The organism is Pseudomonas sp. W22_MBD1_FP4 (assembly GCF_052113765.1).
In the GTDB taxonomy this organism is placed as follows: Bacteria; Pseudomonadota; Gammaproteobacteria; order Pseudomonadales; family Pseudomonadaceae; genus Aquipseudomonas; species Aquipseudomonas sivasensis.
The window spans coordinates 1-26515 of the sequence record NZ_JBGQOI010000036.1 but is presented as its reverse complement, the minus strand read 5'-3'; the positions used below and the strand labels follow the sequence as shown (position 1 = coordinate 26515).

Annotated in this window: 21 protein-coding genes and 1 pseudogene; 13 read left to right on the top strand and 9 right to left on the bottom strand. The window is 60.7% G+C overall.

Translation table 11 applies throughout. The features are described from left to right. The first annotated feature begins 7 nt into the window (after nucleotides 1-7). The gene (gene uvrA / locus ACEN2T_RS28740) at nucleotides 8-2527 is read left to right on the top strand and encodes an excinuclease ABC subunit UvrA (RefSeq protein ID WP_032886577.1); all 2520 of its coding nucleotides are present in this window, start codon (nucleotides 8-10) and stop codon (nucleotides 2525-2527) included. A 114-nt stretch (nucleotides 2528-2641) separates the two neighbouring features. On the opposite strand, the gene tkt is transcribed toward uvrA, so the two are convergent. Beyond that, the gene (gene tkt, locus ACEN2T_RS28735) at nucleotides 2642-4696 is read right to left on the bottom strand and encodes a transketolase (protein WP_442117926.1); all 2055 of its coding nucleotides are present in this window, start codon (nucleotides 4694-4696) and stop codon (nucleotides 2642-2644) included. Between the two features lie 175 nt (nucleotides 4697-4871). Between tkt and ACEN2T_RS28730 the strand changes: the two genes are divergently transcribed. Beyond that, nucleotides 4872-5099: a YdcH family protein gene (locus tag ACEN2T_RS28730; RefSeq protein ID WP_032886572.1), complete on the top strand. Its 228-nt coding sequence runs from the start codon at nucleotides 4872-4874 to the stop codon at nucleotides 5097-5099. Between the two features lie 135 nt (nucleotides 5100-5234). On the opposite strand, the gene hglS is transcribed toward ACEN2T_RS28730, so the two are convergent. Then, a complete protein-coding gene (gene hglS / locus ACEN2T_RS28725) occupies nucleotides 5235-6611 on the bottom strand; it encodes a 2-oxoadipate dioxygenase/decarboxylase HglS (protein WP_442117925.1) in 1377 nt (458 codons plus the stop codon). Between the two features lie 199 nt (nucleotides 6612-6810). On the opposite strand from hglS, the gene ACEN2T_RS28720 reads away from it, so the two are divergent. Further along, the gene (locus ACEN2T_RS28720) at nucleotides 6811-9438 is read left to right on the top strand and encodes an MGH1-like glycoside hydrolase domain-containing protein (protein ID WP_442117924.1); all 2628 of its coding nucleotides are present in this window, start codon (nucleotides 6811-6813) and stop codon (nucleotides 9436-9438) included. A gap of 105 nt (nucleotides 9439-9543) precedes the next feature. Here ACEN2T_RS28720 and ACEN2T_RS28715 read toward each other — a convergent pair whose 3' ends face one another. After that, nucleotides 9544-9858, bottom strand: a complete 315-nt coding sequence (locus tag ACEN2T_RS28715; protein WP_032886566.1) for an SCP2 sterol-binding domain-containing protein — start codon at nucleotides 9856-9858, stop codon at nucleotides 9544-9546. A 56-nt stretch (nucleotides 9859-9914) separates the two neighbouring features. Beyond that, complete coding sequence (locus ACEN2T_RS28710; RefSeq protein ID WP_032886565.1) at nucleotides 9915-10625, bottom strand: histidine phosphatase family protein; 711 nt, start codon at nucleotides 10623-10625, stop codon at nucleotides 9915-9917. 207 nt (nucleotides 10626-10832) lie between these two features. Here ACEN2T_RS28710 and sohB point away from each other — a divergent pair, with 207 nt between their 5' ends. Further along, on the top strand, nucleotides 10833-11858 hold the full coding sequence (sohB, locus tag ACEN2T_RS28705) for a protease SohB (RefSeq protein WP_017135929.1): 1026 nt from the start codon (nucleotides 10833-10835) through the stop codon (nucleotides 11856-11858). A gap of 318 nt (nucleotides 11859-12176) precedes the next feature. Then, on the top strand, nucleotides 12177-13745 hold the full coding sequence (locus ACEN2T_RS28700; protein WP_233896819.1) for a TerC family protein: 1569 nt from the start codon (nucleotides 12177-12179) through the stop codon (nucleotides 13743-13745). Nucleotides 13746-13764: 19 nt separating this feature from the next. Here the strand turns inward: ACEN2T_RS28700 and ACEN2T_RS28695 are convergent. Together ACEN2T_RS28695 and ACEN2T_RS28690 are read right to left on the bottom strand one after the other, a co-directional pair. Further along, nucleotides 13765-14055, bottom strand: a pseudogene (locus ACEN2T_RS28695) (thioredoxin family protein); the annotation flags it as partial. A gap of 74 nt (nucleotides 14056-14129) precedes the next feature. Continuing rightward, complete coding sequence (locus ACEN2T_RS28690) at nucleotides 14130-14378, bottom strand: hypothetical protein (RefSeq protein ID WP_181643346.1); 249 nt, start codon at nucleotides 14376-14378, stop codon at nucleotides 14130-14132. A 332-nt stretch (nucleotides 14379-14710) separates the two neighbouring features. On the opposite strand from ACEN2T_RS28690, the gene ACEN2T_RS28685 reads away from it, so the two are divergent. From ACEN2T_RS28685 to ACEN2T_RS28650, 8 genes are all read left to right on the top strand, one after another. Continuing rightward, nucleotides 14711-15559 carry a transporter substrate-binding domain-containing protein gene (locus tag ACEN2T_RS28685; protein ID WP_032886556.1) on the top strand — a complete coding sequence of 283 codons (849 nt, stop codon included), beginning with the start codon at nucleotides 14711-14713 and terminating at the stop codon, nucleotides 15557-15559. Between the two features lie 52 nt (nucleotides 15560-15611). Beyond that, nucleotides 15612-16274 (top strand): amino acid ABC transporter permease, encoded by a 663-nt coding sequence (locus ACEN2T_RS28680; protein WP_065878346.1) that lies wholly within the window; start codon nucleotides 15612-15614, stop codon nucleotides 16272-16274. Between the two features lie 11 nt (nucleotides 16275-16285). Next, complete coding sequence (locus ACEN2T_RS28675; RefSeq protein WP_095184540.1) at nucleotides 16286-16948, top strand: amino acid ABC transporter permease; 663 nt, start codon at nucleotides 16286-16288, stop codon at nucleotides 16946-16948. Further along, nucleotides 16945-17727 carry an amino acid ABC transporter ATP-binding protein gene (locus ACEN2T_RS28670; RefSeq protein WP_442117923.1) on the top strand — a complete coding sequence of 261 codons (783 nt, stop codon included), beginning with the start codon at nucleotides 16945-16947 and terminating at the stop codon, nucleotides 17725-17727. Before ACEN2T_RS28675 ends, ACEN2T_RS28670 begins: the two co-directional genes overlap by 4 nt. Before the next feature lie 16 nt (nucleotides 17728-17743). Beyond that, complete coding sequence (locus tag ACEN2T_RS28665) at nucleotides 17744-18133, top strand: RidA family protein (RefSeq protein ID WP_010210958.1); 390 nt, start codon at nucleotides 17744-17746, stop codon at nucleotides 18131-18133. A gap of 165 nt (nucleotides 18134-18298) precedes the next feature. Further along, nucleotides 18299-19063 carry an IclR family transcriptional regulator gene (locus ACEN2T_RS28660; RefSeq protein ID WP_032886547.1) on the top strand — a complete coding sequence of 255 codons (765 nt, stop codon included), beginning with the start codon at nucleotides 18299-18301 and terminating at the stop codon, nucleotides 19061-19063. A 9-nt stretch (nucleotides 19064-19072) separates the two neighbouring features. Beyond that, nucleotides 19073-20281, top strand: a complete 1209-nt coding sequence (locus ACEN2T_RS28655) for an amino acid deaminase (protein WP_122753073.1) — start codon at nucleotides 19073-19075, stop codon at nucleotides 20279-20281. A gap of 119 nt (nucleotides 20282-20400) precedes the next feature. Then, nucleotides 20401-21309 carry a sugar kinase gene (locus tag ACEN2T_RS28650; protein WP_442117922.1) on the top strand — a complete coding sequence of 303 codons (909 nt, stop codon included), beginning with the start codon at nucleotides 20401-20403 and terminating at the stop codon, nucleotides 21307-21309. A gap of 111 nt (nucleotides 21310-21420) precedes the next feature. Here ACEN2T_RS28650 and ACEN2T_RS28645 read toward each other — a convergent pair whose 3' ends face one another. From ACEN2T_RS28645 to ACEN2T_RS28635, 3 genes are all read right to left on the bottom strand, one after another. Next, complete coding sequence (locus ACEN2T_RS28645) at nucleotides 21421-21696, bottom strand: peptidylprolyl isomerase (RefSeq protein ID WP_003174397.1); 276 nt, start codon at nucleotides 21694-21696, stop codon at nucleotides 21421-21423. Between the two features lie 43 nt (nucleotides 21697-21739). Continuing rightward, nucleotides 21740-24235, bottom strand: a complete 2496-nt coding sequence (locus tag ACEN2T_RS28640; RefSeq protein ID WP_032886541.1) for a PAS domain-containing protein — start codon at nucleotides 24233-24235, stop codon at nucleotides 21740-21742. Between the two features lie 140 nt (nucleotides 24236-24375). Next, the gene (locus ACEN2T_RS28635) at nucleotides 24376-26328 is read right to left on the bottom strand and encodes an acetoacetate--CoA ligase (protein WP_442117921.1); all 1953 of its coding nucleotides are present in this window, start codon (nucleotides 26326-26328) and stop codon (nucleotides 24376-24378) included. Between the last annotated feature and the right edge of the window lie 187 nt (nucleotides 26329-26515).

The window sequence follows — 26515 nt, the reverse complement described above, 5'->3', positions numbered from 1 at the left end:
GTTGACCATGACTTCACAGCGCAACATCCCTGCGATCACTGCCCAACGCCCAGGCTTTGTCAGGGTGCGCGGCGCCCGCGAGCACAACCTGCAAAACGTCGACGTGGATATTCCCCGGGATGCCCTGGTGGTGTTTACCGGCGTGTCGGGTTCGGGCAAGTCGTCCCTGGCGTTTTCCACGGTGTATGCCGAGGCCCAGCGGCGCTACTTCGAATCGGTGGCGCCTTATGCGCGGCGCCTGATCGACCAGGTTGGCGTGCCCGACGTGGACAGCATCGAAGGCCTGCCGCCCGCCGTGGCCCTGCAACAGCAGCGTGGCACGCCCAGCGCGCGATCTTCGGTGGGCAGCGTCACCACGTTATCGAGCCTGATCCGCATGCTCTATTCCCGCGCCGGCAGCTACCCTGCGGGGCAAGCGATGCTGTATGCCGAGGACTTTTCGCCGAACCTGCCCCAGGGTGCGTGCCCGCAATGTCATGGCCTGGGCCGCGTGTATGAAGTGACCGAGGCGCTGATGGTGCCCGACCCTTCGCTGAGCATTCGCCAGCGCGCGGTGGCCTCCTGGCCGTTGGCGTGGCAGGGCCAGAACCTGCGCGATATTCTGGTGACCTTGGGCTATGACGTGGATATCCCATGGCGCGACCTGCCGAAAAAGCAGCGCGACTGGATCCTGTTCACCGAAGAAACCCCCACTGTGCCGGTGTATGCCGGTTTCACCCCGGAGCAAACCCGCGAGGCGTTGAAGCGCAAGCTGGAGCCTAGTTACCAGGGCACGTTCAGCGGCGCGCGGCGCTACATCCTGCACACCTTCAGCCACACCCAAAGCGCGCTGATGAAAAAGCGCGTGTCGCAGTTCATGCAGGGCAGCGCCTGCCCGCTGTGTGAAGGCAAGCGGCTGACCAAGGCGGCGCTCTCGGTGAAGTTTGCCGGGGTGGATATTGGCGAGTTGTCGCAGCTGTCGTTGTCGCAGCTGGCCGAACTGCTGCGGCCGGTGGCGGCGGGGCAGGACACGATGAAGCTCTCGGTGGAGAAGCGCCTGGCTGCGCAGCGTATCGCCCAGGACTTGCTGGAGCGGGTCAGCACCTTGATCGAATTGGGCCTGGGTTATCTGTCCCTGGAGCGCAGCACACCGACCTTGTCGTCCGGGGAGTTGCAACGTTTACGCTTGGCCACGCAATTGGGCTCGCAATTGTTTGGAGTGATCTATGTGCTGGATGAGCCTTCGGCGGGCTTGCATCCGGCGGATGGCGAGGCGTTGTTCACCGCGCTTGAGCGCTTGAAGGCCGCCGGTAATTCGTTGTTTGTGGTGGAGCACGACTTGGAAACCATGCGCCGCGCCGACTGGTTGATCGACGTCGGCCCGGCCGCTGGCGAGCATGGCGGGCAAGTGCTGTACAGCGGGCCACCTGCTGGGTTGGCTGACGTAGAGGCGTCGCAGACCCGTGAGTATTTGTTCGCCGAGCGGCGTACATCAAATCCCTCTCGCCGCGAACCCAGTGGTTGGTTGAAGTTGGAGGGCGTGACGCGCAATAACCTCAATGGTCTGAACGTGGATTTTCCCTTGGGCTGCTTCACCTCAGTGACCGGCATTTCCGGCTCGGGCAAGTCCAGCCTGGTCAGCCAGGCGCTGCTGGAATTGGTGGGCAGTGGCCTTGGGCGTGTGGTGGAGAACGACGAAGAGCCGAGCCTGGAAGATGAGACGCCACAAACCAGTGGCGGGCGCATCAGCGCCGGGCTGGAACAGATCCGACGCCTGGTGCAGGTGGATCAGAAACCCATCGGCCGTACGCCACGTTCCAACCTGGCGACCTACACCGGGCTGTTCGACAACGTGCGCAAACTGTTCGCCGCCACGCCTGCGGCAAAGAAGCGCCATTACGATGCGGGCCAGTTCTCCTTCAACGTCGCCAAGGGCCGTTGCCCGAACTGCGAGGGCGAGGGCTTTGTCAGCGTCGAGTTGTTGTTTATGCCGAGTGTGTACGCACCCTGTCCGACCTGCCATGGCGCGCGCTACAACCCCGAGACGTTGGCGATCAAATGGCAAGGCTTGAGCATCGCTCAGGTGCTCGGGCTGACCGTCGAGCAGGCAGTCGAGGTCTTTGCCGAGCAGCCAGGGGTACTGCGCTCGTTGCAGGTGCTGCGGGATATCGGCCTGGGTTATCTGCGACTGGGTCAACCGGCTACCGAACTGTCCGGGGGGGAAGCGCAGCGGATCAAATTGGCCACCGAGCTGCAACGCAATGCCCGTGGGTCGACCTTGTATGTGTTGGATGAGCCAACGACCGGGCTGCATCCACGGGATGTGGATCGCCTGCTCAGCCAGCTCAATCACTTGGTGGATGCAGGGCACACGGTGGTGGTGGTCGAGCATGAAATGCGTGTGGTGGCCCAGAGTGACTGGGTGATCGATATCGGTCCGGGGGCAGGGGATTTGGGCGGGCAAGTGGTGGCCAGCGGTACGCCGCAAAAAGTTGCCAAGAGCAAGAAAAGCCGGACTGCGCCATTCCTGGCCCGAGCGTTGATCTAACAGTTAAACAGGTCCACATGTGGGAGGGGGCAAGCCCCCGATAGCGGTGGGTCAGTCACCCCATCAAGTGCCTGACAGATAGCTATCGGGGGCAAGCCCCCTCCCACAGAGTGATCAGTGTCTGGTCAGTTGGATTTGTGCCTTGGCCTGCTTCACCACATGCTCCACCGTAAACCCAAACTTCTCCTGCAACTTCGCCAACGGCGCCGAAGCCCCGAAGCTGCTCATCACCACCTTGGCGCCGGTTTGCCCGACATAGCGGTCCCACCCCAAAGGCCCGGCCTGTTCCACCACCACACGTGCCGTCACCGCTGGCGGCAACACACTGTCGCGATAGGCCTGGTCCTGTTCTTCAAACAACTCCCAGCTCGGCATCGAGACGACTTGTGCGGCAATCCCTTCGCACTTGAGCTGTTCATAGGCCGCCACCGCCAGGCTGACTTCGCTGCCGGTACCGATCAAAATTACCTGGGGTTTATCCGCCCCCGCCAACACATAAGCGCCTTTGGCTGCACCGGTCGCCGCTGCGTATTGCGTGCGATCCAGAGTCGGCAGCGGCTGGCGTGACAGCACCACACAGCTCGGCCGATGGGTTTGCGCCAGCGCAACTTTCCACAGCTCCAGGGTTTCGTTGGCGTCGCCAGGGCGAAGGGTCAGCAACCCTGGCGTGGCGCGCAACTGCGTCAGGTGCTCAATGGGCTGGTGCGTCGGCCCATCTTCACCCACGCCGATGGAGTCGTGGGTAAACACGAACACCACCGGCAACTCCATGATCGCCGCCAGACGGATCGGCGGTTTCATGTAGTCGCTGAACACCAGGAAGGTCGAGGTGTACGGCCGCAAATACGACAGCGCCATGCCATTGGCAATGGCGCCCATGGCGTGTTCGCGAATACCGAAATGCAGGTTGCGCCCGCTGTAGTCATCGGCGCTGAAGCGCCCGGCACCGTCGAAGGTGAGGTTGGTTTTGGTCGAAGGCGACAAGTCCGCCGAGCCGCCGAGCAGCCAGGGGATTTGCTGGGCGAAGGCATTCAGTACCTCGCCACCCGCCGCGCGGCTGGCGACGCCCTTGGCATCGGCGGCAAAGTCGGGCAGGTCAGCCTGCCAGTGCTCGGGCATCTCCCCGGCGCGCATCCGCCGTAGTTCATCGGCCAATTGAGGGTCGAGACGGGCCAGGGTCTGGTTCCATTGCTGGTAGAGCGGTTCGGCGCGGGCGTGCAGGGCGTCGCGCAAGAGCGTGCGCGCCTCATCGGGCACCAGGAAGCTGGAATCCTGCGGCCAACCATACGCAGCTTTGGTCAGGCGGATTTCGTCATCACCCAACGGCTCGCCATGGGCGGCGGCGGTGTTGTGCTTGTGGGGCGAACCGTAGCCGATCACGCTGTCGACCACGATCAGCGTCGGCGCGCCGGTATTCGCCTGAAAGGTCTCCAGGGCTGCGCTCAGTGCCTGCAAGTCGTTGGCATCGGTGACGTGCAAGGTGTGCCAGCCATAGGCCTGGAAACGCTTGATCACGTCTTCGCTGAAGGCAAGCTCAGTGTGGCCTTCGATGCTGATGGTGTTGTTGTCGTAGATCCAGCACAGGTTATCCAGCTTCAAATGGCCGGCCATCGACGCCGCTTCGCTGCTGATGCCCTCCATCATGTCGCCGTCGCCACACAGGGTGTAGACGTTGTAATCGAACAGCACCTGGTCATCGTGGTTAAAGCGCTCAGCCAGCCAACGCTCGGCCATCGCCATGCCCACGCTGTTGGCACAGCCCTGGCCAAGGGGGCCTGTGGTGGTTTCCACGCCTGTGGTCATGCGGTATTCCGGATGCCCCGGCGTCTTGGAGTCGGCCTGACGGAATTGCTTGATATCGTCCAGGCTGATCGCCGGGTGCCCGGTGCGCTTGCCATGGGCATCAATTTCTTTCACACCGGCCAAGTGCAGCAGCGAATACAAGAGCATGGATGCATGCCCCACTGACAACACAAATCGGTCACGGTTGGGCCAGTCGGGATGCTCGGGGTGATAGCGCAGAAACCGGCTCCACAGCGTGTATCCCACCGGCGCCAGGCCCATGGGCGTGCCCGGATGGCCGGAGTTGGCCTTCTGCACGGCGTCCATCGCCAGGGTGCGCAGGGTGTTGATGCATAGGGTGTCGACAGTGGTTGCGGCGTTAGTCATGAAACCGGTCTCCCTCAAGTGACGATCTACTGTGGAGGGCCGGGCGCCGCGAAGGTTTGATCCCATTGCCGTTGCCGCGACGAACGGGGACGTATTGACTTCAAACATGACAAGACCCTTTGCAATGGTCTAGCTTCAAGGGCGTAGGCCATTGATCAACTTGCGGAGGTACGTCATGCCAGTGAAACACGACCTGTATCAGGATTTGGGTTTGAGCAAGGAAGTCGTTCACGAACGCAGGGCGAGCGATAAACGGCTGGACTCGCTGCTCACCCAATACGACGCTGCCGACGGCGAGGTGCTCCGGGCGGAATCAGAAAAGGCCGACGACACGGTGGTGGAGGTGTTGAAGAAGAAACGCCTGCTGATCAAGGACGAAATCGCAGGGCGCCTCGACGCCTGAAACGCGGCAAGGTTTGTTCAGATTTGACTGAGGGACATCGTGGGAATCACTCCTTATGATGCGCCCCGTCCGCCCGGCTCTGGGGACGTTTTGCAGCGCACGGATTGTGCTGTCGAGCCGGGTGGACGCTGTCTTTCAAGCCAGCAGCGCTTCAGTGCATGCATCGATCGAGCGCTGTTGGGTCTCGCTGTACAGCTGCAATTCATCGATGGTCTTGCGCCCCAACGCCTTTTCGAATTCCGCCTGGTTTGAATTGGCGGCGTAATGACTCTGTGCCGCATCCCCCAAATTCGACTGGAAAATCCCCGCCGCACTTACCGGCAGAAAATCCTCATACACCAACGGCTCTACATCCACATGACCGGCGGCGATCAGTGCTTGCAATGTGCGTGGTTGATCGGCTTGGCCGCGTGCCGCCAGGCCTTGTTCCGTGGCGAAGTAGCGGAAGTACGCCAAGCCTTGTTCGCGCATCTGCCCGTGGTTGTCGGGGAAGGCCTGGAAGTGTTGTTCCATCAAGTGCATGTAGCGCGCGGCGTTGGATTCGTTGGGGAACGCGCCCAGTTCGTCGCGGGCGGCGTTCAGCAGTTGGTCGTAGAGGGCGCGGCCTTTGGGCGTGAGGGCGACGCCACGCTGTTCGATTTCACCGAAGCGGGCGCTGTGGCTGCCTTGGGCGTCGGTGAAGGCGATGGCTTCGTCGAGGGCCTTGAAGCTGGTCTGGCGCAGCAGGATCGGGCACTGGCGGCGCGGTGGGCCTTCGATCACAGCCTTGGGGGTGATGCCCTTGCCGGGCATGGCGGTCTGTACCTGATCAATGTCCAGGGTGCGCGGGGTGAGGTGGTTGATGTGCGGCCCCTTGAAGGCCACCACATCGGCGATCAGGCGGTGCTGGTCACTGAGTTGCTGGTACTGCGCGGCGGTAACGGTGGCGGTGTGGTGCCAGCGGAAGGTTTCCAGGGCCTGGCGGATGAATTCGGCGGCATCGTCGGCGTTGAGGCCGCCGTTTGTTTCCGCTTTTTCGATAAGCGCCAGGGCGCCGGGGGTGAAGATCGAGCGCTTTGCCAATGCAGTTTCGGCGAAGGCGCGAAGTTCGGCATTCTCGATCAATTCCAGGCGCAGCAGGGAGGTGAACACCCGAAACGGGCTGGCTTGCAGCGCGTGTTCATGCACCGCGCGAAATGCTGTGGAATGCACCGGCACGCCGGCTGGCGTGAGGTCGTAGTAGCCCACGGGCTGCATGCCCATCACCGCAAACAGGCGGCTGATTGTGGCCAATTCCGCTGCTGTGCCCAAGCGAATGGCGCCGTGGCGTTCCATGTCGAGACGCTGGATTTCGCCGGTGCGTTGCAGCTGTTGCGCCAGGCTCGGTTCGCTGTCGAGCACGCGGCTATTGGTCTTGGCTACCAACTCCATCAGCGCGCCATACAGGGGAACTTCATCTCGGTACATATCGGACATGGCCTTGGAAAACCCCTTGCGGATCTCGTCTGGGCTGACATGTGCGGTACTGGGCATAGAAAAATTCCTGATGACGGTGGAGAGGGTGATGGTCTTTTACTGGATTTTGTTGGGCCCCAGGTGCGCTTGCAAACGAAGATTCCTCTGGACTTCATTCTGCAAATGAATGAACGGCATTCTCTTCCAAGTCTTCATGTGCACGCGGGTGTGGATGGGTTCTACACTGCTCCTCACCTTGTCGGCGATGGAGGACCCAATGACGGCCACGCCCGTAACGCAAACGATTGAAGGCCAACGCCTGGCCACTGAAGACGCCGAGCGTTGGCGCGAATGGGGCCCATACCTGAGTGAACGCCAATGGGGCACCGTGCGTGAAGACTACAGCGCCGATGGCGATGCCTGGCGCTACTTTCCCCATGAACACGCGCGCAGCCGCGCCTACCGTTGGGGTGAGGACGGCCTGGCCGGTTTCAGCGACAAGGCGCAACGCTGGTGCCTCGGGCTGGCGCTGTGGAACGAGCGCGATGCGATCCTCAAGGAGCGGTTGTTCGGTCTCAACAACGCCGAGGGCAACCATGGCGAGGACGTCAAGGAACTGTACTTTTTCGTCGATGGCGTACCGAGTCATGCCTACATGCGCATGCTCTACAAATACCCCCATGCCGCCTTTCCCTATGCTGACCTGATCACCGAGAACGCCCGTCGCGGGCTGGGTGATGCCGAGTATGAAATCCTCGATACCGGCGTGTTTGAGGACAACCGCTATTGCGATGTCAGCGTCGAGTACGCCAAGCAGCAGCCTGACGATATTTTCATGCGGGTCACGGTGCATAACCGCTCGGAGCAGCCGACGCGTTTGCAGGTAATGCCTCAACTGTGGGCGCGTAACGACTGGAGCTGGACCTTTGATGCGCCCAAGCCGCAGTTGCGGCTGGACGGCGAGCAGGTGTTGGCCCGTCATCATGAATTGCCGGATCGTTATCTGAGTGCCTGGGGCCAGGATGGCTTGGAATGGTTGTTCTGCGAAAACGAAAGCAATGTCGTCAAGCTGGACGGGCAGGTGGCACCGGGCCCGTTCAAGGATGGCATCAACGATTACGTGGTCGGTGGCGCTCAATCGGCGATTCGCCGGGACACCGGTACCAAGGTTGCCGCGCGGTTCATCCTTGAACTGGCAGGGCAGGAAAGCAAAACCTTGTACCTGCGCTTTGCCCCCGTGGATGCGCCCGCGGCCAACGCCCGTAAATTGTTCGAGCAACGTCGTCAGGAAGCCGATGACTTCTATGCGGCGCTGCAACAGGGCATTGGCGATGCGGACGCGCGCAATGTGCAGCGCCAAGCCCTGGCTGGCTTGTTGTGGTCCAAGCAGCTCTACTATTTCGACGTGAACCAATGGCTCGATGGTGACCCAGCCCTGCCCGCGCCGCCGACTGAGCGCCTGCATATCCGTAATACCCATTGGCGGCACCTGTCCAACTTCGACATCCTTTCCATGCCCGACACCTGGGAATACCCGTGGTATGCCTCGTGGGACCAGGGCTTTCAGGCAGTGGCGATGGCGCTGATCGATCCGGGTTACGCCAAGCAACAGTTGTTACTGCTGGTGAAGGATCGCTTCATGCATCCCAACGGCCAACTGCCGGCTTATGAATGGCGCTTCGATGATGCGAACCCGCCGGTGCATGCCTGGGCCGTTTGGCGGGTTTACCAGCAGGACAAGGCGTTGACCGGTGTAGGCGACATGGATTTTCTAGAGCGGATTTTCCATAAGCTGCTGCTGAATTTTTCCTGGTGGGTCAACCGCAAGGACGCCGAGGGCCGCAACTTGTTCCAGGGCGGTTTCCTCGGGCTGGATAACATTGCGTTGTTTGACCGTTCGGCGGCATTGCCGCCGGGGTATCAGTTGGACCAGGCCGACGGCACAGCGTGGGTTGCCGCGTATGCCCTGGACCTGATGCGCATCGCCCTGGAGCTGGCCAGGCGCAATGCCGTGTACGTGGATATTGCGGTGAAGTTTTTCGAACATTTCCTGTATATCGCCGGTGCCATTAACCGGGTCGATGACAGTGCCGAAGGTTTGTGGGATGAGCAGGACCTGTTCTTCTACGACGTGCTGCACAGCCCCGATGGGCAGAACGAGCCGGTACGTTTGCGCTCCATCGTCGGCCTGATGCCGTTGTTCGCCGTGCTGGTGCTGGAGCAGCGCGAGCATGAAGGCCTGGAGGGTTTGCGCCAACGGTTGCTGGGCTTTATGAAACACCGGCCGGACTTGGCTAAATTGGTCTCACGCTGGAACGAGCCGGGGCAGGGCAATCGCTTGTTGCTGGCGTTGTTGCGGGGCGAACGCACAAAGGACCTGCTTCGACGCATGTTGGAGGACAGTGAGTTCCTCTCTGCGTTTGGCGTGCGCTCGCTGTCCAAAGCCTTCGCCGAGCAGCCCCTGGCGCTGAAGATGAACGGCGACACCCTCAGCGCGCGTTACCAGCCTGGCGAGTCCGACTCACGATTGTATGGCGGCAACTCGAATTGGCGTGGGCCCGTGTGGATGCCTGTCAATTACATGCTGATTGAATCGCTGCGTGAGTTTCATCGGTACTACGCGGATAACTTCTCGGTGGAGTACCCAACGGGCAGCGGGTATCTGTCATCCCTGGAGGAAGTGGCTGAAGGCCTCAGTCAGCGGCTGACCGGGCTGTTTCTAAGGGATGACAATGGATGTAGGCCATCGATGGCGGGGTATTCGCAGTTGGAAGCGGACCCGCTCAGCCGTGATCTGGTGTTGTTCCATGAGTATTTTCACGGGGAAACCGGGCGCGGGTTGGGGGCGTCCCATCAGACGGGGTGGAGTGCGTTGGTGGCGTTGCTGCTGCAACCGAAGGTCTGAGTTGCACTGCTGAGCTGCCGCCTCGGACCTTGATTGATCCCAGGTTAGTTGGCAAAAAAAATCCCGCCTGGAGAGGCGGGATCGAGATGCAAGCTTGCCTGTGAATCAGGAAGGGAACAGCTCACTCAGTTTCATCGCCAGCATCATGTCGCCTTCAGTGCGCAGTTTGCCGCCCATGAAGGCCTGCATGCCGTCAGTCGAACCGTCGACGATGCCTTCCAGGGTCGCGCTGTCCATGACCAGGGTCACTTGTGCGTCTGGGTTTTCACCTTCATGCAGTTCGCAGGTTTTGTCTTTGACGACCAGGGAAAAGTTCTTGGTGTCATCGATACGGAAACCGAATACCAGGTCCAAGCCGTCGGCAGCGCTTGGGTTGAATTTGGCTTTCATTGCTTCTACAGCTTTGGCTACGTCAGTCATGGTTTCGATCCTTTTGGGTGGAGTCCAGTGACCTTGGGGTCACGGTTGGCCGCACTTCATCGGAAGGTGATGAGTTGCGGCGCCTTCAACAGTTGCAAGTGGCTATGACTGTTGAAGGAAGCCAGTGCCACCTCGCGACCGCGGAATTTCAGCTGGTTGAGCGAGGTGTTAACAATTTGCCAGTTCAGTTCGAAAGCCTGTGTAGCAGGCATTCGGGTAATCAGGTGGAGCAGGGCAGTGATGGTGCCGCCGGAGGTGAACACGGCGATTTTCTGTGTGTTGTCTGCGGCATCGAGAATGCGTTGCAAGCCACCCTGAACGCGCTCGACAAACCCCAGCCAGCTTTCCAGTCCCGGCGTGTCATAAGTGCCGGCCAACCAGCGTTCGATGATCAGGGCGAAGATGCGTTGGAATTCGCTGCGGTTCTGCGCGGCATTGCGCAGGATGTCCAGGGCGTCGGGTTCGGTGGTGAGGAGGTCGGGGAGCAGGGCGCGGATGATAGCTTCAGCATCGAATTCGTTGAAGGCGCTGTCGGTTTCCAAGACCGGAACCGGCAGGCCAAGGGCGCGGTATTGATCGAAGGCAGCCGTGGCGGTGTGCTGCTGGCGGCGCAGGTCGCCGGCCACGCAGCGGTCGAACACGATGCCCATGTCCGCCAGGTGGCGACCGAGCACTTGTGCCTGCTCCACACCAACGGGCGACAGGACGTCATAGTCGTCTGCACCGAAGGAGGCCTGGCCATGTCGAATCAAATAGATGCTGCCCACGTCCGTTTTCCCGGTACGTTGAAAGTCTGGCGAGGTTATGGGGATGCCAGGGAGCTGTCAATGAAAAAACATACGCTTGTTTTAAAAGCTCCTTAGAGGCCTTGGCTGCCAACGGTTTGATCACTGGCCCGAATGCGGTGCCATCGGTATGCTTGGGCAATCCGCGCCTGGCGCACTGCTCTTGTAAATGCACTTGTAAGGAGTCACATGGATTTTTTGGCCGAATATGCCAGCTTCCTGGCGAAGACTGTCACCCTGGTGGTCGCTATTCTGGTGGTACTGATCAGCTTCGCCGCACTGCGCAGTAAAGGTCGTCGCAAATCCGCCGGCCAACTGCAGGTCAGCAAGCTCAATGATTTCTACAAGGGCCTGCGCGAGCGCCTGGAGTCGAGCCTGCTCGACAAGGACCAGCTCAAAGCGCTGCGCAAGTCCGAAAGCAAAACTGAAAAGAAGAACAGTAAGAAAAAACCCGAGGCCAAGCCACGGGTGTTCGTGCTGGATTTCGACGGTGACATCAAGGCCTCGGCGACCGAGAGCCTGCGCCATGAAATCACCGCATTGCTGAGCTTGGCCACGCCCAAGGACGAAGTGGTGCTGCGTCTGGAAAGTGGTGGTGGCATGGTGCACAGCTACGGCTTGGCCTCGTCACAATTAGCGCGTATCCGCCAGGCGGGCGTGCCATTGACCGTGTGCATCGACAAGGTCGCGGCCAGCGGCGGTTACATGATGGCGTGCATCGGCGAGAAGATCATCAGCGCGCCGTTTGCCATCCTGGGCTCCATCGGCGTAGTGGCGCAGTTGCCCAACGTCAATCGCCTGCTCAAAAAACACGATATCGACTTTGAAGTGCTGACCGCCGGCGAATACAAACGCACCCTCACCGTGTTTGGCGAAAACACCGAAAAGGGCCGCGAGAAGTTTCAGGAAGACCTGGATATCACTCATCAACTGTTCAAGAACTTCGTGTCGCGGTATCGCCCGCAGTTGGCGATTGATGACGTGGCCACGGGTGAAGTGTGGCTCGGCGTTGCAGCCCTCGACAAACAGTTGGTCGACGAGCTGCAAACCAGCGACGAATACCTGGCCACCAAGGCCAAGACCGCCGAGGTGTTCCACCTGCACTATGCCGAGCGCAAAAGCCTGCAAGAGCGCGTGGGCCTGGCGGCCAGCGGTTCGGTGGACCGGGTGCTGCTGACCTGGTGGAGCCGGTTGACCCAGCAGCGGTTCTGGTAACCCGACCTTCAGAATGCATGGGGTCCCCTGTGTGAGGGAGCAAGCCACCTCCCACAGGGGCACGGGTTTCAAAGACAGGTTTTGTAATAGTTTTGCGTTGTGGGAAATTTGCTTTTCGCCTGTAGGATTAAAGTCCTTTTGTTATTTCAGGATTTGCATGAACACCCTCTCGGAGCCCCCCAGTCGTCTTTCCCCAAGACATCCGCTGCTGCCGTTCCCGCTGAAACATCCCGTATTCCGACTGCTAACCTTGTTCCGGTCCACTGACCGCGCTTTGCCGTGTCCGGCATTCTGAAACCTAGATAGAGATTTATATAAATGGAATGGTTAGCGGATCCAACGGCCTGGCTCGGCCTGTTGACCTTGATTGTGCTGGAACTGGTGCTGGGTATCGACAACCTGGTGTTTATCGCGATCCTGGCGGACAAGTTGCCACCGGAGCAGCGTGACCGTGCGCGGTTGATCGGTTTGTCCCTGGCATTGCTGATGCGCCTTGGCCTGCTGGCGAGTATTTCGTGGTTGGTGACCCTCACCCAGCCGCTTTTCGAGGTGTTCGACAAGAGTTTCTCCGGTCGTGACCTGATCATGCTGTTCGGTGGTGTATTCCTGCTGTTCAAGGCCACCATGGAATTGCACGAGCGCCTTGAAGGGCATGTGGCTCAGCGCACGGGCAACGTGGCGTATGCGATGTTCTGGCCGATCGTGGCGCAGATCGTGGTGCTTGATGCGGTGTTCTCCCTGGATGCGGTGATTACCGCCGTGGGCATGGTGGATGAGCTGGCGGTGATGATGATCGCGGTGATCATTTCCATCGGCCTGATGATCGTGGCGAGCAAGCCGCTGACGCGCTTCGTGAACGCCCATCCCACAGTGATCATGCTGTGCCTGGGCTTCCTGATGATGATCGGTTTTGCGCTGACCGCCGAAGGCCTGGGTTTCCATATTCCGAAGGGTTACCTGTACGCAGCCATTGGCTTCTCGATCCTGATCGAAGTGTTCAACCAGATTGCCCGCGCCCGTCGCAAGAAATCGGCGCAGGGTGTGTTGCCGGTGCGCGAGCGTACTGCCCATGCGGTGATGCGCTTGCTCGGCGGTCGCAGCCTGGCGGTAGAAGAGGTGGGCGAAGACGTGGCCGACTTGCTGGGCGAGACAGATGCCAATCAGGGCCCGCTGTTTGATCGACGTGAACGCGTGATGATCAGTGGCGTGCTGCAACTGGCCGAGCGGCCGATTCGTACCTTGATGACGCCGCGGGCCAAGGTCGACTTTATCGACCTGGCGGACGATGCCGACACGATTCGCCTGAAATTGATGCATTCGTCCTACTCTCGCCTGCCGTTGATCCGCAACGGCGTGGTGGATGAGCCGTTGGGCTTCGTGCATAAAAAGGAACTGCTCAAGGAATACCTGGCCGGCAACGAGCCGAACCTAGAGCACCTGGCGCGTCGAGCGATCAACCTGCTGGAGAGTTTTTCGATCCTCAACGCCCTGGAGCAGATGCGTCAGGAATCGACCCACATCGCCTTTGTGATCAACGAATTCGGCGACTTCATGGGCGTGTTGAGCATGACCGACATTCTCGAGTCCATCGCCGGTGAATTGCCGGATGCCAGTGAGATCGAAGGGCCGGATATTGTCGAAGAGGGCGATGGCTTCCGTGCCAATGGCGCCTTGAACCTGACCCAGATTCGTCAGCGTACCGGCTTCAAGGTTGTCGCGACGGAGGATTACCAGACTCTGGCCGGGTTGGTGATGAGCCTGCTCGACCGCCTGCCCGTGGTGGGCGATAGCCTGGAGCATGAGGGCTGGCGCCTGACGGTGGCTGCGGTCGAGGAGCGGCGGGTGACGCAGGTGGTTTTGCACGCTTGTGGGGGGCATAGAGCATGAATGCGTTTTCGATCGTCTGCACTTGTTCGTCCTCGGGGCCGAACCCTCTGAACGTCTGCATCAGTGTGCCGTTGAGATAAATCAGCAGCGTTGGGGTACCCGTAACCTTCGGGTGCCTCGGGGTTTTCGCGCAATCAAGTACCAGGCTCACCACTGAGCGGTACTTGCGGGCAATCCTCTGGAACAGCGGCCCGGAGATCGCGCAGCCCGGGCAGTGATCTGAGACAAACAGCAGGAATACCGGCCGCGACGTGCTCAGTACGCGCTGGTAATCCTCGGCATTGGCAATGGTCGCGGTGGCAATCCCCATGATGATCTCCTTACGAGCGGCGCGGGGTTCTGCCAACGGTAAGCTCGAGGGTCATCGTCGTCTACTGTCAACCTTCACAGGTCCGCGTCACGCTCCAGGCGTTCGCGGGCCTTGCGTGCCTGACTCGCGCACTTGCGGTATTCCTCATTGTCACTGGACGCTTTGGCGCGGCGATAGCCGTGGTGGTTTTGGCTGCTGTAATTGATGTCGAAGGCTTCTTTGAGCTTGCGCAATTCTTCTTTGCATTCGCGGCGGTCGTTGTTGGCCGAAGCGCTGCCGGCGGCCAGAAACGAAAGCAGTACCAGGGTGAGACTGAGCTTCATCGCAATGCAGTCCTTGTCGTTGGGTGTGTGCCAAAGGCTAGTCCAGCACAGGGATTTTTCCATGGGGCGGGTGCACCGTCGGGGTGCGCGGTAACGGGGCGGTGACGCACGCCAATGGCGCTGTGATCCCCTGTGAGGCCTTGGGTAGCAATCTGAATCCGGATGCTGGCGCAACGCCGCATCTTACGCCTCGCGTTATCTATCTGATTACCAAGGACTTTACCCAGGCCGTAGTTTTCGCTAAGCGCGTATGGCACACTTTCTGCTGTCTATTCCGTTGTTACATACTAAGTTCCGGTATAGCGGAATACACAACTTCTGGAGTGCTTGTCATGCATCACCGACCTTCCGTGTTCAAAGCGTGTGTTTTTCTCTTCGCCGCATCGGCTTCCCTCGCAGGCGTTGTGCAGGCGGCGGACAGCAAGCTCGATAACGTGCTCAAACGTGGGCATTTGATCGTGGGTACAGGCAGTACCAATGCGCCGTGGCACTTCCAGGGAGCGGATGGCAAGTTGCAGGGGTTTGATATCGACATCGGCCGCATCGTGGCCAAAGGTTTGTTCAACGATCCGAGCAAGGTCGAGTTTGTGGTGCAGTCGTCTGACGCGCGCATTCCCAACCTGCTGACGGACAAAGTCGACATGAGCTGCCAGTTCATCACCGTCACCGCCAGCCGTGCACAGCAGGTGGCGTTCACCCTGCCTTATTACCGCGAAGGCGTGGGCCTGTTGCTGCCGAACAACAGCAAGTACAAAGAGATTGAAGACCTGCAGGCGGCGGGCGATGGCGTCACCGTGGCCGTGCTGCAAAACGTGTATGCCGAAGAACTGGTGCACCAGGCGCTGCCCAAGGCCAAGGTCGACCAGTACGACAGCGTCGACCTGATGTACCAGGCCGTGAATTCCGGTCGCGCCGATGCCGCCGCCACCGACCAATCCTCGGTCAAATACCTGATGGTGCAGAACCCCGGCCGCTACCGCAGCCCGGCTTACGCCTGGAGCCCGCAAACCTACGCGTGCGCGGTCAAGCGTGGTGATCAGGACTGGCTGAACTTCGTCAACACTGCCCTGCATGAAGCCATGACCGGTGTGGAATTCCCAACCTACAAAGCCTCGTTCAAGCAGTGGTTCGGTGTCGACCTGCCAGAACCGGCGATTGGTTTCCCTGTTGAATTCAAGTGATCCGGAACAACCGGGGTGCCTGCCAAGGCGCCCCAACTAGGTACTGTCGACCATGAACTATCAGTTGAACTTTGCCGCCGTGTGGCGCGATTTCGACACCTTGCTGGCGGGGCTCGGTCTTGGCCTGCAACTGGCATTGCTGTCGATCGCCATCGGCTGCGTGATCGGCCTGTTGATGGCGTTTGCCATGCTGTCCAAACATCGTGCGCTGCGCATCTTCGCCTCGGTGTATGTGACAGTGATTCGCAACACCCCGATCCTGGTGCTGATCCTGTTGATCTACTTCGCCTTGCCCAGCCTGGGTATCCGGCTGGACAAGATCCCCTCGTTCATCATCACGCTGTCGTTGTACGCCGGTGCCTACCTGACCGAAGTGTTCCGCGCCGGTCTGTTGAATATTCCCAAGGGGCTGCGTGAAGCCGGATTGGCGATTGGCCTCGGCGAGTGGCGTATCCGTGCGTATATCACCGTGCCGGTGATGTTGCGCAATGTGCTGCCGGCGCTCTCGAACAACTTTATCTCGCTGTTCAAGGACACCTCGCTCGCCGCTGCGATTGCGGTGCCCGAGCTGACCTATTACGCCCGCAAGATCAACGTCGAAAGCTACCGGGTGATTGAAACCTGGCTGGTCACGACCGCGCTCTACGTGGCTGCCTGTTACCTCATTGCCATGTTGCTCCGCTACCTGGAACAGCGTCTGGCGATCCGTCGTTAAGGAGGGTTTTTATGTACGAATCCCCCAGTTGGCTACACGAGTTGTGGGTAGCCCGAGAGACCCTCTGGGCCGGCTTTCAGACCAGCATCTACTGCTCGGCGCTGGCGATTATCTTTGGCACCCTGATCGGCATCTTCGCCGGGCTGGTGCTGACCTACGGCAAATTCTGGATGCGTGCGCCGTTTCGCCTGTATGTGGACTTGATCCGCGGCACACCGGTGTTCGTGTTGGTGTTGGCGTGTTTCTACATGCTGCCGGCGCTCGGCTGGCAGATCAGCGCGTTCCAGGCCGGTGCCGTCGGGCTCACGCTGTTCTGCGGCTCCCATGTGTCGGAAATCGTGCGCGGCGCACTGCAAGCCATTCCCCGTGGGCAACTGGAAGCGGGTAAGGCGATTGGCCTTACGTTCTACCAGTCCCTGGCCTACGTGCTGTTGCCCCAGGCATTGCGGCAGATCCTGCCGACCTGGGTCAATTCCTCCACGGAGATCGTCAAGGCCTCGACCTTGCTCTCGGTGATCGGCGTGGCCGAGTTGCTGCTCAGTACCCAGCAAGTCATCGCACGTACCTTCATGACCCTGGAGTTCTACCTGTTCGCCGGGTTTATGTTCTTTGTCATCAACTACGCCATCGAGTTATTCGGGCGCTACATTGAAAAGCGGGTGGCCTTGCCATGAACCAACCTCAAACAACCGAGCCGCTGCTGAACATTCGCGGCCTGCGCAAACAATACGGCGATGTGGAAGTGCTCAAAGGCGTCGACCTGTCCATGCAGCGCGGCAACGTAGTGACCTTGATCGGTTCCAGCGGCTCGGGCAAGACCACGCTGCTGCGTTGCGTCAACCTGCTGGAAGAGTTCCAGGGCGGCCAGATCACTCTGGACGGCGAATCCATCGGCTACAGCGACATTGGCGGCAAGCGCGTGCGCCACCCCGAACGCGTCATCGCCCAGCACCGGGCGATGACCGGCATGGCGTTCCAGCAGTTCAACCTGTTTCCGCACCTGACCGCCTTGCAGAACGTCACCCTGGGCCTGCTCAAGGTCAAGAAGATGAGCAAGGATGAAGCCGTGGCTTTGGCGGAAAAATGGCTGGACCGCGTAGGACTTTTAGAGCGCCGCAATCACTTCCCCAGCCAGTTGTCCGGCGGCCAGCAACAGCGTGTCGCGATTGCCCGTGCGATTGCGATGAACCCCAGCTTGATGCTGTTCGACGAAGTCACCTCAGCCCTCGATCCGGAGTTAGTAGGTGAAGTGCTCAGTGTGATCAAAGGCCTGGCGGAAGAGGGCATGACCATGTTGCTGGTCACCCACGAAATGCGCTTTGCCTATGAAGTCTCGGACAAGATCGTATTCATGAACCAGGGGCGGATTGAAGAGCAGGGCTCGTCGAAGGATATCTTCGAGCGGCCTCAATCGCCGCGCCTGGCGGAATTTCTCAAGAACATTCGTTTTTAATCAGGAGCATCGTTTTATGAGCATCACTCGTTACGGAGCCGGCAGTACTGCCGGCGGTGGCCAGCCTCGTCCCTTCGCCCGCGCGGTGGAAGCGGACGGTTGGCTGTACGTCTCGGGCCAAGTGCCTGCGGTGGACGGCGAAATCATCACCGGCGGGATCATCGAACAAACCCGCCAGACCATGCGCAACGTGGTGGCGATCCTCGAAGAAGCCGGCTACGAGCTCAAAGACGTAGTGCGCGTCGGCGTATGGCTGGAAGACCCTCGGGACTTCTGGAGTTTCAACAAGGTCTTCGGCGAATACTTCACACCCGAACATGCCCCGGCGCGGGCCTGTGTACAGGCCAATATGATGGTGGATTGCAAGGTGGAGATTGATTGTGTGGCCTACAAGAAAAAGGGCTAAATTGCCCCACTCTTAAGCACCAGAGATCAAATGTGGGAGGGGGCTTGCCCCCGATAGCGGTGTATCAGTAACAGAGGTGTTGATTGACACGCCGTCATCGGGGGCAAGCCCCCTCCCACAGTGGACCTGCGCCAGCCCTACCATTTCGACCGGACCGAAATTGCCATGACCGAAGACACCATCAAACGCCGCGCCAAAGGCCTGGACCGTGCATTCGACATCCTTGATTTCCTCAAGGAAGTCGGCCAGCCCCTGCGGCCGAATGATATCGCCAGCGGCATTGGCAGCCCCAAGTCCACCGTCTATGAATTGGTCGCATCCTTGCTGGAGCGCCGCATTCTGGAAACCGTGGGCAAGGACGGTCACGTCTACCTCGGTCGCCAGTTGTACTTCCTCGGCCAGGCGCACCTGCGACACTTCGACCTGACTCGCGAGGCCGATCACGCCTTGCAGGAGATCGTCAGCCAGACCCATGAAACCGCGCAGATGTGCCTGCTCAACGGGCGCAAATACACCGTGGCGCTGATGCGCGAAGGCGAGCGGCATTTCCGGATTTCTTCGGACATCGGCGAAAACGCCCCGATCCCCTGGACCGCCTCCGGGCGCCTGTTGCTGGGGCACCTGAGTGACCAGCAAATTGTCGACCTGATCGACCACGATGACTTCATCCTGCCGGACGGCCAGCGTCTGCCGCTGGAAACGTTCCTCGCGCAAATCCGTCAGGCTACCCTCGATGGGTTCTTTTCCTTCGACAGTGTGGCCGACACCTTTACCCATTGCTTTGCCGCCCCGGTGCGGGACGCGCAAGGCATCAGCATTGCGACCCTGTGCATCGTCGCCCCTCGGGCCGATGCGCAAAAAAACTACAACGACTATCGCCGGGTGTTGATCGACAGCGCCAATCACCTGGCGCGTCGCATCAACGAATAGGAGCTTTACATGTCTGCCATCAACGCCGTTGAAAAAGGCGCCGCCGCCGTCGGCGCCCACCTGGTCCGAGACGTCAGCCTGCCGGCCCTGGTGCTGCACCGCGACGCCCTGGAACACAACATCCGTTGGATGCAGGAGTTTGTCAGCAACAGCGGCGCCGAACTCGCGCCCCATGGCAAGACCAGCATGATGCCGGCACTGTTCCAGCGTCAGATCGCCCAGGGCGCCTGGGGTATTACCCTGGCCAACGCCGTGCAGACCCGCGCCGCCTATGCCGGGGGTGTGCGCCGTGTGTTGATGGCCAACCAACTGGTGGGCGCGCCGAACATGGCGTTGATCGCTGACCTGCTGGCGGACAAGGATTTTGACTTCCACTGCATGGTCGACCACCCGGACAACGTCGCCGACCTGGGTCTGTTCTTCGCCGCCCGTGGCCTGCGCCTGAACGTGATGATCGAGTACGGCGTGGTTGGCGGCCGTTGCGGTTGCCGCAGCGAGCAGGAAGTGCGCGACCTGGCCAAGGCGATCAAGGCCCAGCCGGCCCTGGCCCTCACCGGTATTGAAGGCTACGAAGGCGTGATCCATGGCGAGCACGCCGTCAGCGGCATCCGCGACTTCGCCGCCAGCCTGGTGCGCCTGGCGGTGGACTTGCAGAACAACGGTTCTTTCGACTTGGCCAAGCCGATCGTCACAGCGTCGGGTTCGGCGTGGTACGACCTGATCGCCGAATCCTTTGAAGCGCAGAACGCCGCCGGCCGCTTCCTCAGCGTATTGCGCCCCGGCAGTTATGTGGCCCACGACCATGGCATCTACAAAGAAGCTCAATGCTGCGTACTCGACCGCCGCAGCGACCTCAGTGAAGGCCTGCGCCCGGCCCTGGAAGTCTGGGCTCATGTGCAGTCGTTGCCTGAGCCCGGTTTTGCGGTGATCGCCCTCGGTAAGCGCGACGTGGCCTACGACGCCGGGTTGCCGGTGCCACTCAAGCGCTACAAGGCCGGTATTGTGCCGGCGCAAGGCGATGATGTGAGCGCGTGCAAGGTCACGGCCGTGATGGACCAGCATGCGTTCATGGTCGTGGCGCCTGGGGTTGAACTGCGCATTGGCGACATCATTTCCTTTGGCACTTCCCATCCTTGCCTGACGTTTGACAAGTGGCAGGTGGGTTGCCTGGTGGATGAACAGTTGCAGGTGATCGAGTCCCTGCATACCTGCTTCTAGATCGCGTCGCTCCTATCGGAGGCAAGCCCCCTCCCATACTTTGATGTGTGAACACATTTCAAATGTGGGAGGGGGCTTGCCCCCGATGAGGCCATCAGCCCCCCCCCGAGACAGCAGCCATGACCACCCATCCACGCATCGCCCTCATCGGTGAATGCATGATCGAACTGCAACACCGCGCCGACGGTAGCCTGCAACAAAGCTTCGGCGGCGACACCCTGAACACGGCGGTGTACCTGCGCCGTGAGTTGGGCCCGATCGGCAGCGTCGATTACGTCACCGCCTTGGGCGATGACAGCTTCAGCGACGCCATGTGCCAGCAATGGACCGACGAAGGCCTGGGGCTGGGCTTGGTCCAGCGCCTGCCGGGGCGGTTGCCGGGCTTGTACTGCATTCAGACCGACGCCAACGGCGAGCGTAAATTCCTCTACTGGCGCAACGAAGCCGCGGTGCGCGACTGTTTCACCACGCCGGCGGCCGAGCCCATCCTGGCCGCGTTGCCGGCCTATGACGTGGTCTATTTCAGCGGCATTACCCTGGCGGTGCTGGGGGAGGTTGGGCGCGAGCGTTTGCTGCAAGCGCTGGTTGACGCGCGCCGACGCGGCGCTACGGTGGTGTTCGATAACAACTACCGGCCGCGTTTGTGGGCCAGTGTCGAGGCGGCGCGTGCGGCTTATCGCACGGTTTTGGCCGAGGTAGATATCGCCTTGCTCACCGAGGATGACGAGCGCGCTCTGTTTGGCTATGCCGACAGCGAGCAGGTGTTTGCGGCCTATCCGGCGATTGAGGAAGTGGTGCTCAAACGTGGGGCGGATGCGTGTTTGATCCGCTGTGCGCGGGAGCGCTTTGCGGTGCCGGCGTTGAAGGTCGAGAAGGTGGTGGACACCACGGCGGCGGGGGATTCGTTCAGTGCGGCGTATCTGGCCGGGCGGCTCAAGGGTGATTCGCCGGAGGAGGCTGCGTTGGCGGGGCATCGGTTGGCGAGCCGGGTCATCCAGGTACCGGGTGCGCTTATTCCCAGAGACTAAGTGAGTGGCCGCCCGCGGCGGATCGGGCCCACACGTGACCGCATTTCATCTGGAGGAATGCGATCCCTGTGGGAGGGGGCTTGCCCCCGATAGCGGTCTTAAGTCAAAGCCTCAGTCGCGGTAAAACACCTGCACCAAGTGATACCCAAACTTGCTCTTGATCGGCCCGTGAACCACCTTCACCGGCTTCTTGAAAATCACCGCATCAATCGCCCCGACCATCTGCCCCGGCCGCACTTCACCCAAATCGCCGCCACGTTTGCCCGACGGGCAGGTGGAGTACTTCTTGGCCAACACATCAAAGGCTTCGCCCTTGGCAATGCGCTGCTTGAGTTGTTCGGCTTCTTCACTGGTTTTCACCAGGATATGACGGGCTTGGGCTTTCATTGGTCTCTACCAGGTGTGCGACGGCGCGCGATTATGCCTGAACTCATTCGGCTACGTTGATCATGCTGCGGATTTTAGTCGCCAGCAGGTCGATGGAAAACGGCTTGGCCACCATGTCCATCCCATCTTCCAGGAAGCCCTGGCGCTCGGCGGCTTTTTCGGCGTAGCCGGTCATGAACAGCACCTTCAAGCCTGGGCGATGCTGGCGGGCAATCTCCGCCAGTTGCCGGCCGTTCATGCCCGGCAGGCCGACGTCGGTCACCAGCAGGTCCACGCGCAGATCCGACTCCAGCAGTGGCAACGCGGTGCGTGAATCCGCTGCCTGATGCGCGGTGTAGCCCAATTCATCCAGCACATTCACCACCAGCATGCGCACCGCCGCGTCGTCTTCAACCACCACGACTGCTTCACCGGCCAGTGCCACCGGCACTTCGCCGAGGCTGGCGGGCAGGTTGCTTTCCAGTGCGGTGCCATGCAGGCGTGGCAGGTACAGGCGCACGCAGGTGCCCTGGCCAGGTTCGCTCTGGATCGTGACGTGGCCGCCGGACTGCTGGGCAAACCCGTAAATCATCGACAGGCCCAGGCCGGTGCCCTGGCCGATGGGTTTGGTGGTGAAAAAAGGATCGAATGCTTTGGCGAGGATTTTTGGTGCCATGCCGGTGCCGTTGTCGCACACACCGAGCATCACGTAGTCGCCGGCCTTGACCGGTTCGAGGGTGGTTATGTCGGTGCCGTCCAGGTAGCTGTTGGCGGTTTCAATCAACAATTCGCCGCCGTCGGGCATGGCGTCGCGGGCGTTGATCACCAGGTTGAGCAGGGCGTTTTCCAGCTGGCTGGCGTCGGTGTTGACTGGCCAGATGTCTTGACCCAGTTGCACCTTGAGCGTGATATGCGCGCCTTTGGTGCGCTGGAACAGGTCCTCCAGGGACGCTACTAGCTGATTGGGGTCGGTGGGGCGACGGTCCAGTGACTGGCGCCGCGAAAACGCTAACAGGCGGTGAGTGAGGGCGGCAGCGCGGTGAGCCGACGACACGGCGGCATCGGTAAAGCGCCCGATTTCCTCGCTGCGCCCAGCGACGATATAGCGCTGCATCAGGTCCAGGCTGCCGATAATGCCGGTGAGCATGTTGTTGAAATCGTGGGCGATGCCGCCGGTGAGCTGGCCCAACGCTTCCATTTTCTGCGCATGGCGCAATGCATCTTCGGCGCGCTCGCGCTCGAACATCTCGTTTTGCAGGCGTTGGTTGGCCTCGGCCAGGGCCTGGGTGCGCTCAGCCACGCGTTCTTCCAGGTTATCGTTGAGGTGACGCAGGGCTTCTTCGGTGAGTTTGCGTTCGGTCTCGTCAATCACAAAGATGTAGAAACCATTGACCGAGCCGTCATTGCTGAAACGCGGCAAGTATTTCATCAGCGCATGGCGGGGACGCCCGTCGCGGTGGGGCGTGATGGTCATGAAGCTGCACGCCTTGCCCTTGAGTGCGGCAGCGATCTGGTGTTCGCGCCCGGCATACACTTCGTCGCCCAATACTTCGCGGATGCTCTTGCCGTACAGTTCCTGGGGCGTCATGCCGTACCAATCAAGGTAGGCGCTGTTGTTCAGGCGAAAGCGCTGCTCGTGGTCGACGTAGCCGATCAGCACCGGCATGGCGTTGATGATCAGCTGCAATTCGGTCTGGCTTTGGCGCAGGGCCTGTTCGGTGTGCTTGCGCTCGGTCAGGTCCAGGGCGGCACCGAGGAAACGTGCGGGGCGGCCGTGGTGATCCTTGTAGCAACGGCCTCGGGCAAACACCCAGCGGACCTGGCCATCGGCTTGCTGCAGGCGGTATTCCTCAGCGTATTCGGTGCCGTGGGTGATGCAGTGCTTGATACTGCGCGCCACCGTGGCCCGGTCTTCGGGATGCACACCTTGGAGGTAATCGCTGATGGGCAGCCGGTTCGCGTCGTCGGGGTCGACACCGTGCAGGTAGGCGAAGTGGGCGTCGGCAATAAAGTGATCCTCGCCGATGTCCCAATCCCAGGTGCCCACGGCGTCGGTCGCCGCCAGTGCAAGCTGCAAGCGTTGCTCGGTGTTGTGCTGGGCCTTGCGGCGCTCGTTGGTTTCAATGGCAGTGACGAGGATGCCGGCCACGTTGGCGCTTTCATCGCGGATCGGGCTGTAGGTCAGGTCGAGCCAGATTTCCGTGTCGCGATTATTGCGTTGCAGGACAAAGCGCTGCTCGCTGAAGGTGCGCACCTGGCCGCTGAGCACGGCGTCGTAGACCGGGCCGGTAAAGCTTTCCAGCTCTGGCCACGTCTGGTGCGCCGGTTGGCCCATGGCTTCGGGGTGTTTGTTTCCGGCCAGCAGGGCGAACCCGTCGTTGTAGAGTTGGGTGAGTTGGCTGCCCCACAGCAGGAGCATGGGCATCGGCGAATGGACGACAATATCGACCGCTGTGCGCAGGCTTTGCGGCCAATCATTGGCCTCACCGAGTGGGCTTCGTGCCCAGTCCAGCCGCGCAATTAATGCAGCGGCGTCGCTACCGGTGGATGTTCCTTTCATAAAAAGCCCTGAGCGTAACGCTTTGAAAAATGACAACACCCATTATCCCGTGAGTCGAGAATGGGTGACTACCCCCGAAAAATAGCATGCATTCGGCGTTTGTCTTCAAATGAGTGCGTCAGCGCTGAATCCTTTCATCTTTATGCCAGTTCCGGGCGGTCGCGGAACTGTTCCAATGCCTGCGGGTTGGCCAGGGCGTCGGTGTTCTTGACCGGCTCGCCATGCACCACATTGCGCACCGCCAATTCGACAATCTTGCCGCTGATGGTACGAGGGATATCGCTGACAGCCAGGATTTTGGCCGGCACATGGCGCGGTGTGGTGTTGGCGCGGATCACTTGGCGGATCTGCTGTTGCAACGCCTCATCCAACTCGATGCCCTCATCGAGGCGCACAAACAGCACCACGCGCACGTCGTCTTGCCAGCGTTGGCCGATGGCCAGGCTTTCCAGTACCTGTGGGACTTTCTCCACTTGGCGATAGATCTCCGCCGTGCCGATGCGCACGCCGCCGGGGTTGAGCACCGCGTCGGAGCGGCCGTGAATCAGCAGGCTGCCATTCGGGCGTTGCTCAGCGTAGTCGCCTTGGGCCCACACGCCGGGGAACTGACTGAAATACGAGGCGCGCAGCTTCTTCTGGTCGGGGTCATTCCACAAACCGATGGGCATGGCCGGGAAGTGCCGGGTACACACCAGCTCGCCTTTTTCACCGACCAACGGCTGGCCGTGGTCGTCCCACACTTCAATGGCCATCGCCAGGCTCTTGCACTGCATTTCGCCTCGGCGCACCGGCAACACCGGGTTGCCGATAACAAAGCAGGACACGATATCGGTGCCGCCGGACATGGACGATAAACACAGCTCGCCCTTGATCTCGCGGTACACATAGTCGTAGCTCTGGGGTGACAGCGGCGACCCGGTCGAGATCAGCCCCTTGAGGCTGCCCAGGTCGTGGCTCAGGCGTGGTTGCAGCCCGGCCTTTTCCAGGGTGGCGAGGAATTTTGGGCTGGTGCCGAACACGCTGATCTTTTCGGCATCAATCAAGTCGATCAGGCGCTCAGGTCCGGGATGAAAGGGTGAACCGTCATACAGTACAGCCGAGGCGCCGATGGCCAGTACCGAGACCAGCCAGTTCCACATCATCCAGCCGCAGGTGGTGTAGTAGAACAGGCAGTCCTCGCGGGACAGATCGGCATGCAGGCCGTGTTCCTTGAGGTGTGTAAGCAATACGCCGCCGGTGCTGTGGATGATGCACTTGGGCACGCCGGTGGTGCCGCTGGAATAGAGGATGTACAGCGGATGATCGAAGGGCACCGCGACAAACTCAGGCTCGCCGCCGGGTTGGTAAAAGTCCTGCCACAGCACAACCTTCGCCTGGGTGCGGTAGTCCTCGACCTGCGCCTCGGGCCGCGCGTACGGCACCACAATCAACTGCTCCAGGGACGGCAGCCGTTCGAGGATTTCATTGAGTTTGGCGCTTTGGTCGATGGGTTTTCCGGCGTACCGATAACCGGCGCAGGTAATAAGCACCTTGGGCTCGATCTGGCCGAACCGGTCGATCACGCCTTGGGTGCCGAAGTCCGGCGAGGAGCACGACCAGATTGCGCCCAGGCTGGTGGTGGCGAGCATGCCCACCAGGGTTTGCCAGGTGTTGGGCATGCACGCCGCCACCCGGTCACCGATGCCGACGCCAGCCGACCGCAGACTGTTTTGCAGGCCGGCGACGTGTGCGGCCAGTTCGGCGTAGGTGAGTTGTTCGCGCTGGCCGTCTTCGCTGATTGCGACCACGGCCGGGTGGTGGTCACGCCGACGCAGCAGGTGCTCGGCGAAATTCAGGGTCGCGCCGGGAAACCACTGGGCGCTGGGCATCTCGGCGCCTTCGATCAGTACCGCGCCGGGCGGGCTGCGAAACTGCACGTCGAAGTAGGCGACGATCGCCTGCCAGAAGTCCGGCCGCTGGTCGATGCTCCATTGGTGGAGGGCGGGGTAGTCGCCCAGTTGCAAGGCGTGGCGGTCGTTGATGAAGCGGCGGAACTGGTCCATCCGCGTGTGGCGGATGCGTTCCGGTGAGGGGTGCCAGAGGATCTCGGACATCAGCAAGGTCTCTTGTTTTTATGCAAGTCTTCAAAACAATAGAATTCTACTGTGGGAGGGGGCTTGTTCCCGATAGCGGAGTACCAGCTAGCCCGTGTGGTACTGACCCACCGCCATCGGGAGCAAGCCCCCTCCCACAATTTAGAACGCCAGTGTCTGTTTTTATTGGGCCAGCCAGCCGCCATCA

Coding starts and splice junctions, on each gene's coding strand:
- uvrA (WP_032886577.1), top strand. CDS start 8: ATGACTTCACAGCGCAACATCCCTGCGATCACTGCCCAACGCCCAGGC.
- tkt (WP_442117926.1), bottom strand. CDS start 4,696: ATGACTAACGCCGCAACCACTGTCGACACCCTATGCATCAACACCCTG.
- ACEN2T_RS28730 (WP_032886572.1), top strand. CDS start 4,872: ATGCCAGTGAAACACGACCTGTATCAGGATTTGGGTTTGAGCAAGGAA.
- hglS (WP_442117925.1), bottom strand. CDS start 6,611: ATGCCCAGTACCGCACATGTCAGCCCAGACGAGATCCGCAAGGGGTTT.
- ACEN2T_RS28720 (WP_442117924.1), top strand. CDS start 6,811: ATGACGGCCACGCCCGTAACGCAAACGATTGAAGGCCAACGCCTGGCC.
- ACEN2T_RS28715 (WP_032886566.1), bottom strand. CDS start 9,858: ATGACTGACGTAGCCAAAGCTGTAGAAGCAATGAAAGCCAAATTCAAC.
- sohB (WP_017135929.1), top strand. CDS start 10,833: ATGGATTTTTTGGCCGAATATGCCAGCTTCCTGGCGAAGACTGTCACC.
- ACEN2T_RS28700 (WP_233896819.1), top strand. CDS start 12,177: ATGGAATGGTTAGCGGATCCAACGGCCTGGCTCGGCCTGTTGACCTTG.
- ACEN2T_RS28690 (WP_181643346.1), bottom strand. CDS start 14,378: ATGAAGCTCAGTCTCACCCTGGTACTGCTTTCGTTTCTGGCCGCCGGC.
- ACEN2T_RS28685 (WP_032886556.1), top strand. CDS start 14,711: ATGCATCACCGACCTTCCGTGTTCAAAGCGTGTGTTTTTCTCTTCGCC.
- ACEN2T_RS28680 (WP_065878346.1), top strand. CDS start 15,612: ATGAACTATCAGTTGAACTTTGCCGCCGTGTGGCGCGATTTCGACACC.
- ACEN2T_RS28675 (WP_095184540.1), top strand. CDS start 16,286: ATGTACGAATCCCCCAGTTGGCTACACGAGTTGTGGGTAGCCCGAGAG.
- ACEN2T_RS28670 (WP_442117923.1), top strand. CDS start 16,945: ATGAACCAACCTCAAACAACCGAGCCGCTGCTGAACATTCGCGGCCTG.
- ACEN2T_RS28665 (WP_010210958.1), top strand. CDS start 17,744: ATGAGCATCACTCGTTACGGAGCCGGCAGTACTGCCGGCGGTGGCCAG.
- ACEN2T_RS28660 (WP_032886547.1), top strand. CDS start 18,299: ATGACCGAAGACACCATCAAACGCCGCGCCAAAGGCCTGGACCGTGCA.
- ACEN2T_RS28655 (WP_122753073.1), top strand. CDS start 19,073: ATGTCTGCCATCAACGCCGTTGAAAAAGGCGCCGCCGCCGTCGGCGCC.
- ACEN2T_RS28650 (WP_442117922.1), top strand. CDS start 20,401: ATGACCACCCATCCACGCATCGCCCTCATCGGTGAATGCATGATCGAA.
- ACEN2T_RS28645 (WP_003174397.1), bottom strand. CDS start 21,696: ATGAAAGCCCAAGCCCGTCATATCCTGGTGAAAACCAGTGAAGAAGCC.
- ACEN2T_RS28640 (WP_032886541.1), bottom strand. CDS start 24,235: ATGAAAGGAACATCCACCGGTAGCGACGCCGCTGCATTAATTGCGCGG.
- ACEN2T_RS28635 (WP_442117921.1), bottom strand. CDS start 26,328: ATGTCCGAGATCCTCTGGCACCCCTCACCGGAACGCATCCGCCACACG.